This is a genomic window from Streptomyces sp. NBC_01537 (genome assembly GCF_045040445.1).
GTDB lineage: Bacteria > Actinomycetota > Actinomycetes > Streptomycetales > Streptomycetaceae > Actinacidiphila.
Genome location: NZ_CP109392.1, coordinates 4,411,623 through 4,426,469, shown reverse-complemented (window position 1 = coordinate 4,426,469; position 14,847 = coordinate 4,411,623). Strand labels below are relative to the sequence as shown.

At 71.5% G+C, this 14,847-nt stretch carries 15 protein-coding genes; 13 read left to right on the top strand and 2 right to left on the bottom strand.

What is annotated here, in order from left to right; all coding sequences use genetic code 11:
- Positions 1-7: 7 nt before the first annotated feature.
- Complete coding sequence (locus OG607_RS20355) at positions 8-1,357, top strand: glycoside hydrolase family 26 protein (RefSeq protein WP_405725090.1); 1,350 nt, start codon at positions 8-10, stop codon at positions 1,355-1,357.
- Here the strand turns inward: OG607_RS20355 and OG607_RS20350 are convergent.
- Positions 1,349-2,533, bottom strand: coding sequence for a pyridoxal phosphate-dependent aminotransferase (locus OG607_RS20350; protein ID WP_405725087.1), 1,185 nt, complete (start codon positions 2,531-2,533; stop codon positions 1,349-1,351). The genes OG607_RS20355 and OG607_RS20350 overlap by 9 nt on opposite strands.
- 724 nt (positions 2,534-3,257) lie before the next feature.
- Between OG607_RS20350 and OG607_RS20345 the strand changes: the two genes are divergently transcribed.
- The 12 genes from OG607_RS20345 to OG607_RS20290 all read left to right on the top strand — a co-directional run bounded on the left by OG607_RS20345 (position 3,258) and on the right by OG607_RS20290 (position 14,521).
- Positions 3,258-3,782 carry a DUF2617 family protein gene (locus OG607_RS20345; protein ID WP_405725080.1) on the top strand — a complete coding sequence of 175 codons (525 nt, stop codon included), beginning with the start codon at positions 3,258-3,260 and terminating at the stop codon, positions 3,780-3,782.
- Positions 3,783-3,954: 172 nt separating this feature from the next.
- Entirely contained in the window at positions 3,955-5,424 is a 1,470-nt protein-coding gene (locus OG607_RS20340) for a polyamine aminopropyltransferase (RefSeq protein WP_405725077.1), read from the top strand.
- Positions 5,425-5,513: 89 nt separating this feature from the next.
- Positions 5,514-6,320, top strand: coding sequence for a carbon monoxide dehydrogenase subunit G (locus OG607_RS20335; RefSeq protein ID WP_405725074.1), 807 nt, complete (start codon positions 5,514-5,516; stop codon positions 6,318-6,320).
- 22 nt (positions 6,321-6,342) lie between these two features.
- Positions 6,343-7,143, top strand: a complete 801-nt coding sequence (locus tag OG607_RS20330; protein WP_405725071.1) for an aldose 1-epimerase — start codon at positions 6,343-6,345, stop codon at positions 7,141-7,143.
- A gap of 31 nt (positions 7,144-7,174) precedes the next feature.
- A complete protein-coding gene (pyrE, locus tag OG607_RS20325) occupies positions 7,175-7,723 on the top strand; it encodes an orotate phosphoribosyltransferase (protein ID WP_329314549.1) in 549 nt (182 codons plus the stop codon).
- Between the two features lie 134 nt (positions 7,724-7,857).
- On the top strand, positions 7,858-8,898 hold the full coding sequence (fbaA, locus tag OG607_RS20320) for a class II fructose-bisphosphate aldolase (protein ID WP_405736926.1): 1,041 nt from the start codon (positions 7,858-7,860) through the stop codon (positions 8,896-8,898).
- Positions 8,899-8,993: 95 nt separating this feature from the next.
- Positions 8,994-9,407 (top strand): DUF3151 domain-containing protein, encoded by a 414-nt coding sequence (locus OG607_RS20315; RefSeq protein WP_405725068.1) that lies wholly within the window; start codon positions 8,994-8,996, stop codon positions 9,405-9,407.
- Between the two features lie 170 nt (positions 9,408-9,577).
- Positions 9,578-10,423, top strand: a complete 846-nt coding sequence (locus OG607_RS20310) for a tryptophan 2,3-dioxygenase family protein (RefSeq protein WP_405725065.1) — start codon at positions 9,578-9,580, stop codon at positions 10,421-10,423.
- Complete coding sequence (kynU, locus tag OG607_RS20305) at positions 10,416-11,624, top strand: kynureninase (RefSeq protein ID WP_405725062.1); 1,209 nt, start codon at positions 10,416-10,418, stop codon at positions 11,622-11,624. The genes OG607_RS20310 and kynU overlap by 8 nt, the downstream gene beginning before the upstream one ends.
- A gap of 3 nt (positions 11,625-11,627) precedes the next feature.
- The gene (locus tag OG607_RS20300; RefSeq protein WP_405725059.1) at positions 11,628-12,470 is read left to right on the top strand and encodes an alpha/beta hydrolase; all 843 of its coding nucleotides are present in this window, start codon (positions 11,628-11,630) and stop codon (positions 12,468-12,470) included.
- 93 nt (positions 12,471-12,563) lie between these two features.
- Entirely contained in the window at positions 12,564-13,862 is a 1,299-nt protein-coding gene (locus tag OG607_RS20295) for a sensor histidine kinase (RefSeq protein WP_405725056.1), read from the top strand.
- Positions 13,859-14,521: a response regulator gene (locus tag OG607_RS20290; RefSeq protein ID WP_405725053.1), complete on the top strand. Its 663-nt coding sequence runs from the start codon at positions 13,859-13,861 to the stop codon at positions 14,519-14,521. The genes OG607_RS20295 and OG607_RS20290 overlap by 4 nt, the downstream gene beginning before the upstream one ends.
- Positions 14,522-14,533: 12 nt before the next feature.
- Here OG607_RS20290 and OG607_RS20285 read toward each other — a convergent pair whose 3' ends face one another.
- Entirely contained in the window at positions 14,534-14,773 is a 240-nt protein-coding gene (locus OG607_RS20285; RefSeq protein ID WP_405725050.1) for a hypothetical protein, read from the bottom strand.
- Positions 14,774-14,847: the final 74 nt, after the last annotated feature.

Below are 14,847 nucleotides of genomic sequence, written 5' to 3'. Positions count from 1 at the left end.
GAAATCGATGTCCGACCGGACCGACGAGGCCGAAGACCGGACCGACGAGGTCGAAGACCGGACCGACGAGGTCGAAGACCGGACCGACGAGGCCGAAGACCGGACCGACGAGGCCGACGACCGGACCGACGAGGCCGACGACGACCACACCGACGAGGCCGACGACGACCACACCGACGAGGCCGACGACGACCACACCGACGAGGTCGAAGACCGGACTGACGAGGTCGAAGACCGGACTGACGAGGCCGACGACCACACCGATGACGGCGGGCAGAATCCGGGCAGCGGTACGGGGCGTACCAGGCTCGCCGTCGCAGGCCTGGTCTCCGCTCTCGTGATCGGCGTGGGCGCGTACGAGCTCGGCAGCAGCGGGAACCACGGTGGTGCTGCCCAGCCCGCGGGCAAGAGCGTGACCCTTGCCTCGCCGACCCCGGCGGTCGTCATCCCCGGCAAGGCGGCGCTCCTCACCCCGCCGAAGGGGTCCAAGTACTTCGGGATCGCCGCCCCTGACGCGCCGTGGCGGTCCTCGGCCCTCTCCGGGATCACCAAGGACGCGGGCGGAACCGCCCCCAACATGGTCCAGTACTTCGTCAACTGGACGAAGGGCTTCGACCCGGGGGTCATCCGGGCCGCCTACCGCCAGAAGGCCCTCCCGGTCATCTCCTGGGAACCCTGGGCCGGCAGGGCCAAGGGCACCAAGCAGCCCGGGTACTCCCTCGCCACCATCATCGACGGCGAACACGACGCGTACATCAGGACCTTCGCCAAGGCGGTCAAGGAGAACGGCTGGCCCGTGGGCCTGCGCTTCGGCCACGAGATGAACGGCCACTGGTACCCCTGGGCCGAGCGCAACGGTGTCAACAAGCCCGGCCAGTACAAGGCCGCCTGGAAGCACATCCACGACATCTTCCGCCAGGCCGGTGCGGACAACGTGATCTGGATCTGGTCCCCGAACACCTTGCGCGGCGCCGACCCGGTGAGCCTCAAGTCGCTCTACCCGGGCGATGCCTACGTCGACTGGCTCGGCATCTCCGCCTACGACGTCCGCGAGCGGACGGCGAAGCAGCTGCTCGACCCGACGCTCACCAGGATGCGCACCTTCACCGAGCGGCCGCTCCTCGTCACCGAGACCGGCTCCCAGCCCGGTGCCCAGAAGGCGGCATGGACCGCCAGTCTCTTCCCCTGGCTGAAGAGCCATCCGGATGTCATCGGCTTCATCTGGTTCCAGTACACCCGCGCCGAGGGCGGTGGCGCGGACTGGAGGTTCAACTCCACGACCGCTGCCCAGGACGCCTTCCGTAAGGGCGTCAGAACCCTCAAGCTGACCAGGGTTCCGGACGGTCGCTCAGACTGAGCGGGAGCCCCTCAGCTTCCCCAGCCGGGAGACGGCTTCGGACAGCACGGCCTCCTGCTTGCAGAAGGCGAAGCGCACATACGGGGCCCCGACCGCCTTGTGGTCGTAGAAGACCGCGTTCGGGATGGCGACGACGCCGACCCGCTCGGGCAGGGCCCGGCAGAAGGCGAAGCCGTCGGTCTCGCCGAGGGGGCGGATGTCGGTGGTGACGAAGTAGGTGCCGGCGGGCCGGAAGACGGTGAATCCGGCGTCGGCCAGGCCGGCGCTGAGCAGGTCGCGCTTGGCCTTCATGTCGGCGTGGAAGCCCGCAAAGTAGGAGTCGGGCAGGCGCAGGGCCTCGGCGACGGCGTACTGGAAGGGGCCGGAGGCCACGTAGGTCAGGAACTGCTTCGCCGAGCGGACGGCGCCGACGAGCTCCGGGATCGCGGTGACCCAGCCGACCTTCCAGCCGGTGAAGGAGAAGGTCTTGCCGGCCGAGCCGATGGTGACGGTGCGCCCGCGCATCCCGGGCAGGGTGGCCAGCGGGATGTGCTCGCCGTCGAAGACCAGGTGCTCGTAGACCTCGTCGGTGACGACCAGCAGGTCGCGTTCCACGGCCAGCTCGGCGACCGCGGTGAGCTCGGCGCGGGTGAGGACGGTGCCGGTGGGGTTGTGCGGGGTGTTGAGGAGGATGAGGCGGGTGCGGGGGGTGACGGCGGCCCGCAGCTCGTCCAGGTCCAGGGTGAAGGTGTCCCCGTCGGGGCGCAGCGTGACCGGCACGCGCACGCCGCCCGCCATGGCGATGCAGGCCGCGTAGGAGTCGTAGTACGGCTCCAGGGCGATGACCTCGTCGCCGGGCTCGACCAGCGCCAGCAGGGCGGCGGCGATCGCCTCGGTGGCGCCCGCGGTGACCAGCACCTCGGTGTCCGGGTCCCAGGTGAGACCGTACCGCCGCTGCTGGTGCTCGGCGACGGCCGTGCGCAGCTCGGGGATGCCGGGCCCCGGGGGGTACTGGTTGCCCTTGCCCTCGCGGATGGCCCGGATGGCCGCTTCGGCGATCTCGGCGGGGCCGTCGGTGTCGGGGAAGCCCTGGCCGAGGTTGATGGATCCCGTACTCAGGGCCAGCGCGGACATCTCCGCGAAGATCGTCGTCCCGAAGCCCGCGAGACTGCGGTTCAGGTACGGCCTTGCTTCCATGGCTTCTGCTCCCTAGATGTGCCTTACTGCGCCGCCCACGGCTCTCCCTGAACCGTAGACGATGCGCGCCGAACCTCTGGACTTCCTCAACTCTGCTTTGGCCCGGACCGGCCGGGGGCATCACCGTGCCACGTACGAGAACTGCAAGGAAAGGGGGGTCGGGAGATGGGGATATTCCTGATCGTTTTTGCCGCACTGATCGTCTTGGTGGTGCTCCGGGCGATGCTCCGGGCAGGACGGGGGAACGGACGGGGTCACGGCAGCGCGGCGTCCGCCGGCAGCTGGTGGGCCGGGGACGGCGGCGGCTCGTCGGACGGTGGGGGAGGCGGTCACCACGGGGGAGGCCACTCCTGCGGCGGAGGGCACTCGTCGTGCGGGGGCGGGTCCTCCTGCGGAGGCGGCGGGGGCTGCGGCGGCGGCAGCTGAGGGCAGTGGCCGGGGCTGCCGGAAATTGCGAGCAGCTCATGCCTATTCGCATATGCGCCCGGCGGGTCAACTCACTCGCCGGGCGTCTTAGCGCAGAACATCTGAGCCATTAAGCGTCCTTGGGGATGTAAAGCGGCGGTAGATGGGTAAAAGAGCTGAGGGCACCGCGCATTTCATGATTGCGTATTCACCGACCCCCGACCCATCGTGGGCACGAGCCGACGGACGATGATCCCCACAGGCGCGGGTCGGCCCATCACCTCTCCTCGCCCTCATTGCGTGTTTGCGGAGCCGACCCATGCTCACCATCCTCCAGACCGCCTATACCGACACCCGCGCCGGAGATCTGGCCTGGTGTCTGGGCAAGGACGCGTTGCCCGCGCTCGCCGTCCTTGACCGGGGTCTCGACGCCACCGACGGCGTAGAGGTCCAGATGCGCCTGCTCGGCGCCTCCCACCAGGTGATTCTCGACTCTCCGCGCGGCCGTTGCTCGGAGACCGTGGCCTGTATGAAGGGCAGTACGACCCCGCTCCCCTTCGGGGTGGCCAAACGGGTCGCCGGCTGGGACTACGAATTCGCGGCGCGCATCGAAACCCTGTCCCGGGGCTCCTTCGCCGGACGCGCCCAGGAACTGCTCGCGCTGGTCGCCGATCACCCGAACGGGCTGGCGGGAACGTTTCCGGGCGATCCGCACGCGTTCACCGCGATGCTCGTCCAATACGACAACGGCAGCGTTCATTGGCGCACTTGGCACGCCTATCCGCAGGAAAACCGCCTCGTGGCGACTCGCTCGCGGCTCAGCGCACTTTCATACGGTCCGTAGAGCCGTTCAGCAGCGCCGTTCAGCAGCGCTGTTCGGCAGCGCTGTTCTGAAGCGCCTTCCGTGGTGCTTCCACAGCCGTCTTCCACATCCGCGTCCGAATCCGCCCTCGAATGCGTGGATTCCACCCTTGTGGGTGACGAGTTACGCCGCAAACCTGACATACCGTTCAGGGGTGATCGACCAGTCCCACATCCGCCCCGCCCGTGACCGCCGGCTCCGGCTGCCGGTCGCCGCCGGGCCGGCCCGTTCGCTGGTGCTGGTGACGGTGTTCGTGTGTGCGGCGTGCGGGCTGGTGTACGAGCTCGAACTGATCGCCCTCGCGTCCTACTTGGTGGGCGACACCGTCACCCAGGCGTCCGTCGTGCTGTCCGTCATGGTCTTCGCGATGGGCGTCGGCTCGCTGCTGGCCAAACGTCTCTGCATGGTGGCGGCCGCCGCCTTCGCCACCCTTGAGGCGGCCCTCGCGCTCATCGGCGGGCTGTCGGTCATGGCCCTGTACGCGAGCTTCGCCTGGCTCGGCCAGTCGCGCCCCGCGATGACCGTCTTCGCCTTCGCGATCGGCGTGCTCATCGGCGCCGAGGTCCCGCTGCTCATGACCCTCATCCAGCGGATCCGCCGCCAGGACGCGGGCGGCGCGGTCGCCGACCTCTTCGCCGCCGACTACGTGGGCGCCCTGGCCGGCGGGCTCGCCTTCCCCTTCCTGCTGCTGCCGCTGCTGGGCCAGCTCACCGGCGCCCTCGTCACCGGCGCCGTCAACGCGGCCGCCGGCGGGGTCATCGTCCTGTGGCTGTTCCGCAGCGACCTCACCCGGCGGGTCCGGGTCCGTGTACTGCTCGTCAATGTCGCCGTGCTGGCCGTGCTGGCCACCGCCGCGCTGGCCTCCGGCCCCTTCGAGCGGGCCGCCCGCCACGCGCTGTACGGCGGCGACGTCACCCTGGCCGCCCAGACCGCCGTCCAGGAGGTCGTCGTCACCCGCGGCCCGCGCCGGCTCTACCTCGACGGGCGGCTGCGTCTGCGCTACCACGAGGCCCTCGTCCACCCCGCGATGGCCGGGCCCCGGGCGCGGGTGCTGGTCATCGCCGGCGGCGACGGGATCGCCCTGGGCGAGGTCCTGCACTACGCCGACGTCCGCTCCGCCACCGTCGTCGACTCCGACGGCCGCCTGATGCGGCTCGCCCGCACGGACCCCGGCCTCGCCCTGCTGAACCGTCACTCCTTCAGCGACGTGCGGGTCCATGCCGTCCCCGCCGACCCCTTCGACTGGCTCCGCGCCCATCGCGGCCCCTATGACGTCGTCCTGGTCGACCTCCCCGACCCCTGCCTCTCCCGCAGCGCCAAGCTCTACTCCCAGGAGTTCTTCGGCCTCGCCGCCCGCACCCTCGCCCCCGGCGGCCGTCTCGCCGCCCACGCCCCCGGCGATTTCTGGACCCTCGACGCCACCCTCCGGGCCGCCGGCCTGCACACCCTTCCCTACGCCCCCGGCGGCCCTCCCGCCCCCGGCGGCCTCGACCTCGCCGCAGCTGCCCCGCCCCGCCTCCGCCTGCCCGCCGACGCGCCGCCACTGCGCGGGCTCACGCTCCGCGTGCTGCGTGGCCCGGAGCGTGACCTCCCGCCGTCGTCGCTGATGCGGCCGCGCCTTTAGAGGGTGGCCGGCTCGCGCGGCCACGCACCGCCAGCAGGCGACCGCGAAAAGACCCCGAACCGTCCCGCCGCCGATTAGGCTCCTTCGGCATGGACCATGAGGTGTTCGTTCCGTTTCCCGCCGAAGCGATTCGGCAGGCCCTCGCCGACCCCGCCCGGGTCGCCCGGTCCGTACCGGGCCTGCAGCAGGAGGCGGGCGCGGAGGCCGAGAGGGAAGCGGTCACCGGCCGGCTCCGCCTCCGTATCGGCGGATCGACGATCACGTACCGCGGGACGCTCCGCCTCGCGGCAGGCGGCACCGACCGCTTCACGGCCGAGGCGGAGGCGACCGAGGCCCGGGGCGCGGGCGCGGTGAAGCTCGCGATCGTGATCGGCCTCGAGCCCGCCGAGGGCGGGAGCGGGACCCTCCTCACCTTCAGCGGCAGCGTGCAGGCGGACGGCGGACGGCTGGCCGAGTTCGAGCCGGGTGCGACGGAAGCCGCGGGCCACCGGCTGCTGGACCGATTCGTGGGCGCGCTGACAACGGACCTTCCGGACGCCGAGGACGCCGTGGACGCAGCCGCCGACGAGGACGACGCCGACGCCGACGACGAGGCGCTTCCCGAGGGCGTCACCGTCCCGGAGAGCGCGGCGGAGCTGGACCCCCTGGACTCCCTCGACCTCGAAGCCGTCGACCCGGAGTCGGAACCGCCCGCCGAGGCCGCGCACGCGCGCCGCACGATGATCGGCCGCAGCGCCGAAGAGGTCGACCACGCCCCACCGCGCGGTCGCTACGCCCCCGTGCCGCCGCCGGAGCCGGCCTCCGCCACGGCGACGCTGCGCTGGGCGGCCCCGGCGGCGGCCGTACTGATCGCGGGAGCGGTGGTCGTCGGGCGGGTACTGCGGCGCCGGCGTTGACCGGTCCTCTAGGGTTTGTTCCGTGGCTGACCAAACTCGCGTACTGAGCGCCGGCGGCGCGACCCTGACGGTCCTTCCGGAGATCGGCTGCCGGATCGGCTCGCTCACCGTGGACGGCATCGAACTCCTCCGTCAGGGCAGCCATTACGGCTCCTTCCCGATGGTCCCGTGGTGCGGCCGGACCGAGAACGGCCGCTTCCGCAACGGCGGCACCGTCCACCAGATGCCGCTGGACGCCGGCCCGCACGCGATCCACGGCACCGGACGCCACACCGCCTGGCAGCCCGCGCCGGGGGCCACCGACACCACCGCCGGCTTCTACTACGACCTCGCCGAGCCGTGGCCCTACCCCGGCCGGGTCACCCAGCTCTTCGAGCTCGGCGAGAACACCGTCACCCTCACCCTCGGCGTGGAGACGTACGGCGACTCCTTCCCGGCGCAGGCCGGCTGGCACCCGTGGTTCCTGCGCAACCTGGGACAGGGCGGCCAGGACGCGGAACCGTCCTTCACCCCCGCCTGGCAGGAGGAGCGCGGCGAGAACCACCTCCCCACCGGCCGCCGGATCGACCCCAAGCCGCGCCCGTGGGACGACTGCTTCGGCATGCCGGACGGCGTGGACGTCACCCTCACCTGGCCGGGTGAGCTGAGGCTCCGCGTCACGAGCCCCGGCGAGTGGGTCGTGGTGTACGACGAGCAGCCCGAAGCGGTCTGCGTGGAGCCGCAGTCGGGCCCGCCGAACGGCCTGAACAGCCTCCCCCACCTGGTCACGCCCATCGAGCCGCTGGAGATCAGCACGACCTGGACCTGGGAACGCCTCGGCTGAGCGGGGGACAACTGGGGATAACCTCGTAGCCATGACTGACGCCGACGACGCCCGCGAAGCCCTCCTTCAGCAGATCAAGGCCAAGGCCGTGGTCCACGGCAAGGTGATCCTCTCCTCAGGCCTGGAGTCCGACTACTACGTCGACCTGCGCCGGATCACCCTGGACGGCGAGGCCGCCCCGCTGGTCGGGCAGTTGATGCTGGACGCCACCGCCGACCTCGACTACGAGGCCGTGGGCGGGATGACGGCCGGCGCCGACCCCGTCGCGACCGCGATGCTGCACGCCTCCGCCGCGCGCGGGAAGCGGCTCGACGCCTTCTTCGTGCGCAAGGCCGCCAAGGCCCACGGCATGCAGCGCCAGGTCGAGGGCCCGGACGTCAAGGGCCGCCGGGTGCTCGCGGTCGACGACACCTCCACCACCGGCGGCTCGCCGCTCGCCGCCGTCGAGGCGCTGCGCGAGGCCGGCGCCGAGGTGGTCGGCGTCGCGGTGATCGTCGAGCGCGGGGCCGCCCCGGCGATCGCGGCGGCCGGGCTCCCGTACCGCCAGGTGTACGGGCTGGCGGATCTCGACCTCGGCTGAAGCGGCACTGAATCATCCCTGGGCCCTGTTCGGGCGATCAGCCCGTTTCACGTGAAACCGGCCATCTGAGAAGATGCCCTCGACGATGACGTCGACCCCAGGTCAGGGTCACCCAAGGTCACAAAAACCCGCAGATCACAAGGAGCGGACAGATGCCCATCGCAACCCCTGAGGTCTACAACGAGATGCTGGACCGGGCGAAGGCAGGCAAGTTCGCCTACCCGGCCATCAACGTCACCTCGACCCAGACCCTGCACGCCGCGCTGCGGGGCTTCGCGGAGGCGGAGAGCGACGGCATCGTCCAGATCTCCACCGGCGGCGCCGAGTTCCTGGGCGGCCAGTACAGCAAGGAAATGGTCACCGGCTCGGTCGCGCTCGCCGAGTTCGCCCACATCGTCGCCGAGAAGTACCCGGTGACGGTCGCGCTGCACACCGACCACTGCCCCAAGGACAAGCTCGACGGCTACGTACGCCCGCTGCTCGCGGTCTCCGCCGAGCGCGTCGCCCAGGGCCGCAACCCGCTGTTCCAGTCGCACATGTGGGACGGCTCGGCCGAGACCCTGGCCGACAACCTGGCCATCGGCCAGGAGCTGCTGGCCCTGGCCGCCGCCGCCAAGATCATCCTTGAGGTGGAGATCACCCCGACGGGTGGCGAGGAGGACGGCGTCAGCCACGAGATCAACGACGAGCTCTACACCACCGTCGACGACGCGCTCCGCACCGCCGAGGCCCTCGGCCTGGGCGAGAAGGGCCGCTACCTGCTGGCCGCCTCCTTCGGCAACGTCCACGGCGTCTACAAGCCGGGCAACGTGGTCCTGCGCCCCGAGCTGCTCAAGGACCTGCAGGAGGGCGTCGCCGCCAAGTACGGCAAGGGCTCGCCGTTCGACTTCGTCTTCCACGGCGGCTCCGGCTCCACCGAGCAGGAGATCGCCACCGCGCTGGAGAACGGCGTCGTGAAGATGAACCTCGACACCGACACCCAGTACGCCTTCACCCGCCCGGTCGCGGACCACATGTTCCGCAACTACGACGGTGTCCTGAAGGTCGACGGCGAGGTCGGCAAGAAGTCCACCTACGACCCGCGCACCTGGGGCAAGCTCGCCGAGGCGAGCATGGCCAAGCGCGTGACCGAGGCCTGCGCGAACCTGCGCTCCACGGGCACCAAGCTCAAGTAGCGGCTCGTACGAAGGGCCCGGCACCTCGGCGCGAGGTGCCGGGCCCTTCGTATGCCTGACGCCGCGACGCACCGCGGCAGGGCAGACTGGAGCCCATGTCCATTCACGAGAACCTGCTCGGGGGTCCGCCCCCGACCCATCTGCCCGACGACCCGGAGCCGCGCGAGCTGCTCGCCTCCGGCACCGCCCCCGCCGAGGTCGCCGCCAAGTACCCGGTCTCGTCGCTCGCCTGGGCACAGCTCGCCGACGACGCCTTCGAGGGCGGCCGGGTCGTGGAGTCGTACGCCTACGCCCGCACCGGCTACCACCGCGGCCTGGACGCGCTGCGCCGCAACGGCTGGAAGGGCCACGGCCCGGTGCCGTGGGAGCACGAGCCCAACCGCGGCTTCCTCCGGGCGCTGCACGCCCTCGCCCGCGCCGCGCAGGCGATCGGCGAGCAGGAGGAGTACGAGCGCTGCTCCGCCTTCCTGCGCGACTCCTCCCAGACCGCGGCCGACACCCTCGGCTGAGTCCCGCCTCGCGGACAGCGGCTCTTGCGCGGCCCACCGTGTTTCGAGCATGATTCGCGGTGGGCCCGCTGACGCGTGATCGCGCGCGGGTCCGAGGGGACCGGCGTTCCGCAGCCGACGGGCGCGGGACGGACCGCCACCCGGTAGCTACTCGACCGGAGAAACCCCCAATGTCCCACGAGCCCCATGAGTCCCAGGGATTCAGCGTGCCCCCAAACCTCGATTTCGAGGGCACCACCCCGTACGAGGACTACGTCCAGGCGGACGTCCTCACCCACCTCCAGCACCCGCGCTCCGACGATCCCGGCGAGATGGTCTTCCTTGTGACCACCCAGGTCATGGAGCTGTGGTTCACCGTCATCGTCCACGAGTGGCGCACCGCCGCGCAGGCCCTGCGCGCCGACGACCTGCCCACCGCGATGGCCGCGCTGAAGCGCAGCACATACGAACTGGAGTCGCTCAACGCCTCCTGGAAGCCGCTCGCCCACCTCACCCCCGGCCAGTTCAACGCCTATCGCAGCGCCCTCGGCGAGGGCTCCGGCTTCCAGTCCGCGATGTACCGGCGGATGGAGTTCCTGCTCGGCGAGAAGTCCGCGTCGATGCTCGTCCCGCACCGCGGCGCGCCGCGCGTCCACTCCGAACTGGAGAAGGCCCTGCAGGAGCCGAGCCTCTACGACGAGGCGCTCGGCTTTCTCGCCCGGCGCGGCCACGACGTGCCGGCCGCCGTCCTCACCCGTGACCTGGCGCAGCGCTACGACGCCGACCCGGGCGTCGAGCAGGTCTGGCAGCGGATATACGCCGGCCCGGGCCAGGACAGCGAGGCGGTCCGTCTCGGCGAGGCGCTGACCGAGGTCGCCGAACTGGTGTGGCGCTGGCGCAACGACCATCTGGTCGCCACCCGTCGCGCGATGGGCGCCAAGACCGGCACGGGCGGCTCCGCCGGCGTGGCCTGGCTGGAGAAGCGTGCCACCAAGAATGTCTTCCCCGAGCTCTGGACGGCCCGCAGCCATGTCTGACGACCTCGCCCTCAGGGCAGAGCGGCTCGACGCCGCCGACGAACTCGCCAAGGTCCGCGACCGCTTCGTGCTCGACGACGCCGTCTATCTCGACGGCAACTCGCTCGGCGCGCTCCCCGCCGCCGTCGGCCCCCGCCTCCAGGACGTCATCGCCCGCGAATGGGGCAGCCTGCGCATCCGCTCCTGGGACGAGAGCGGCTGGTGGACCGCCCCCGAGCGGATCGGCGACCGCATCGCCCCGCTCGTCGGAGCCGCGCCCGGCCAGGTCGTGGCCGGTGACTCGACCAGCGTGAACGTCTTCAAGGCGGTCGTCGCCGCGATACGCATGGCCGGGCCCGGCCGTGCCGAGGTGCTGGTCGACGCGGCCACCTTCCCCACCGACGGTTACATAGCCGAGTCCGCCGCCCGCATGACCGGCTGCCGGATCCGGGCCGTGGCGGCCGCCGACATGGCCGCGCAGATCGACGCGAACACCGCCGTGGCCCTCGTCAACCACGTCGACTACCGCACCGGCCGCCTCCACGACCTCCCCGGCATCACGGCCGCGGCCCACGCCGCCGGTGCCCTGGTCGTCTGGGACCTCTGCCACAGCGCGGGCGCCCTCCCGGTCGGCCTGGACGAGCACGGCGTCGACCTCGCCGTCGGCTGCACGTACAAGTACCTCAACGGCGGACCGGGCTCCCCGGCCTATCTCTACGTACGCCGCGATCTCCAGCCCCGCTTCGACTCCCCGCTGCCCGGCTGGAACTCCCACCGCGACCCCTTCGCCATGGAAGCCGCCTACCGGGCGGCCGAGGGCAGCCCGCGCGGCCGGGTCGGCACGCCGGACATCCTCTCCCTCCTCGCGCTGGACGCCGCCCTGGACGTCTGGGACGGGGTCGCCATCGAGGCCGTACGGGCCAAGAGCCTCGCCCTCACCGACTTCTTCCTGGAGTGCGTCGCGGCGTACGTCCCGGCAGGGCTCATCGAGTCGGTGACCCCGGTGGCGCATGAACAGCGCGGCAGCCAGGTCGCGTTGCGCTGCGCGGGGGCGGACGAGGTCATGCGCGCGCTGATCGCCGGGGGCGTGGTCGGCGACCACCGGCCGCCGGATATCCTCCGCTTCGGCTTCACCCCGCTCTACACGAGCTACGCGGACGTCCTGCGCGCCGCGCGCACACTCGGGTCCGTACTCGGATCCGTAGCGGAAGGAATCACGTAAGGCATGCCCAACGAGGAGGAGTCGGCCTTCGCGCACGCGCCCGTACCCCCGGACGCGACCGCCGCGTACGGCGAACTGCCCGACCAGCTGGTCGACTTCTACCGGCCGGGCCGCCTGCTCGCAGGGCGGCCCGCGCCCCTCGTCGTGCTCTTCCACGGCGGGGCGTGGCGCGCGGCCTACGACCGCGCGCACATCTCGCCCCTCGCGGCCTTCCTCGCACGGCGGCACGGCTTCGCCGTCGCCTCCGTCGAATACCGGCGCGGCGCCGACGGGGGCGGCCCGCTGGCCGGCCGGTGGCCCGACACCCTGGACGACGCCGCGGCCGCCACCGAGGCCGTGCCCGCCCTCGCCGTGGCCGCCCTCGGCGACGAGAGCGTCGACCCGCGGCGCATCGTCCTCGCCGGGCACTCCGCCGGCGGCCACCTCGCGCTCTGGGCCGCCGCCCGCCACGTACTGCCGTCCGATTCCCGCTGGCACCGCACCACACCTCCCCCGTTGCGCGGCGTCGTCGCCCTCGCGCCCATCGCGGACCTCACCTCCGCGCGGGCGCTGGGCGTGTGCTCCGACGCCGCAGTCCAGTTCCTCGGCGGGCACTTCGAGGCGCGGCTGCCCCACGCCGATCCCGCCGTGCTCGTCCCCACCGGTATCGCCACCACCATCGTGCACGGTGCCACTGACAGTGACGTCCCGCCGCAGGTCGCCGAGGCCTACGCGGACGCCTCCGCCAAGGCGGGCCAGGAAATCCAGCTCACCGTCCTCGACGGCGTCGGGCACTTCCCGCTCATCGACCCCTCGGCCGACGCGGCCGCCGTCGTGGCCGAGGAGATCACGCAGCTGGCCTGGTAGGTGGCGGAGCGGGCTCGTAGTACCTGAGATGTACGCGCGGACATCATCTCCGCTGGTGACGACGGCGACCTTGCCGCTGCCTACTGTGAGAGCGTGACCGAGACCAGCCAGACGACCCCCCAGCCCTCCTTGCGGACCGAACTTCGCATAGCCCGCGACGCACTCGGCGCCTTCCGCCAGGACCTCTTCACCGACGCCTTCGCCTTCCGCCCGGCCCCGCCGCTGCCGGACGGCCACGCCCTGCTCCGGGTGCTGCCGCAGCGCGTCCGCCCGCAGGTCCGCTGGCTGCCGCAGGCCGCGGTCATCGCCTTCACGCTCTTCCTGATGCTCGTGGCCGTGGCGGTCGACGATGGGCCGGAAGGCGGCATCAGCGCCCTGCTCACCGGGGCGCCGTTGATCTTCATGCTCTTCCGGCCGCTCGGCGGCTGGTGGCTGTCCTTCGCCGCGAGCGCCTTCACCGGCGTGGCACTGCCCGACGACTTCCCCTCGCCGTGGACCGCCACCGGATTCGTTTCCCACATCGCCGTGATGGTGTTCGTCGCAAGCCGCTCCAGGCCGCGTGTCGCCGCCGAGATGTGGCTGCTCACCGTGTTGCTGGGCCTCTTCTACACCCTTTCCAACAGCTGGCGCCCGCCGTCCGTCGTCCCCATGGCCATCGTCTCCGGCCTCCTGCTCCTCGGCGTCCTCGCCGTACGCGGCCTGCGCGAGTCCAAGCAGGAGGTCGCCGCCCAGGTCGCCGTCACCGAGGTCGAACGCTCGCGGCGTACGGTCCTGGAGGAGCGCACCACCATCGCCCGCGAGCTCCACGACGTCGTCGCCCACCACATGTCCGTCATCGCCATCCAGGCCGAGGCCGCGCCCTACCGCGTCGACAACCCGCCCGAGGAGCTCACCCGCAGCTTCGCCGTCATCCGCGAGAACGCCGTCATCGCCCTGACCGAGCTGCGCCGCGTGCTCGGCGTCGTCCGAGCCGAGGACTACGAAGCGCCGCAAGCGCCGCAGCCCACCCTCGCAGTCCTGGATTCCCTACTGGCCAACGTCCGCGACGCCGGCCTCACCGTCGACAAGGTCATCACCGGCGCCGTCCGCGACCTCCCCCAGGGCGTCGAGCTCTCCGCCTACCGCATCATCCAGGAAGCCCTCAGCAACACCCTCCGCCACGCCCCCGGCGCCCCCGCCCGCGTCGAGCTCTCCTACGTCCCCGTAGGCCTCGGCCTCCGCATCCTCAACGGCCCGCCCACGGGGGCCCTGCGGCCCTCACCCGGCGCCGGCCACGGCCTCCTCGGCATGCGGGAGCGCGCGGCCGTACTCGGCGGCGAGGTCACGGCCGAGCCGACCTCCGACGGTGGCTACGAAGTCATCGCCTTCCTCCCCGTCGGGAGCGACGCGTGAATGCCATCCGTGTGCTGATCGTCGACGACCAGATGATGGTCCGCGAAGGCTTCTCCGTCCTCCTCAACGCCCAGCCCGGCATCGAGGTCGTCGGCGAGGCCGTCAACGGCCACGAAGCCATCACCCAGGTCGCCGCCCTCCGGCCCGACGTCGTCCTCATGGACATCCGCATGCCCGAGCTCAACGGCCTCGAAGCCACCCGCGAGATCATCGCCGCCGACGCCGATGCCAAGGTCCTCGTCCTCACCACCTTCGACCTAGACGAATACGTCTACCAAGCCCTCCGCGCCGGCGCCTCCGGCTTCCTCCTCAAAGACGCCTCCGCCCAGCAACTGGCCGACGGCGTCCGCATTGTCGCCGCCGGCGAAGCGCTCCTGGCTCCCGCCGTCACCAAGCGCCTCATCGCCGAGTTCTCCCGTCTGGGGTCCCCCCGGCCTCCCGCCCAGGACCGCGTGGGCGACCTGACGGAGCGGGAGACGGAGGTGCTGGTGCTGGTTGCGCAGGGGCTGTCCAATGCGGAGATCGCGTCGCACCTGGTCGTTGCCGAGTCGACGGTGAAGACGCATGTGAGCCGCGTCCTGGTGAAGCTCGGGCTCCGTGACAGGACGCAGGCGGCGGTCTTCGCGTATGAGGCCCGATTGGTTACGCCGGGTGGGTGAGCGTTGCCCTGCCTAAAGCTTGGCGATGTCGTCCTTGGCCCGGAGCAGGGTCTCGCGAGTGATGACGACGATGCGCTCGTAGGACGCGACCCCAGCATCGGCTGGGAGTTTCCCCGTGAGTTCGTCGGTCATGTCTGTGCCGATGACAGCGAACCGGCCGTCGCTGAGCTCAAACAGATCAGGGCAGGTGTTGTTGCATACACTGCCGCGCTCCCGTGGAGCGGCGCCCAGTCTGCGAGTGATGTCTGTCACCGGGCGTTCCTACCGCGTGATCACCGCCGAGTCCCGTCGACACGCCGTATGTCCTGGCCCTCATCCCCCACGAG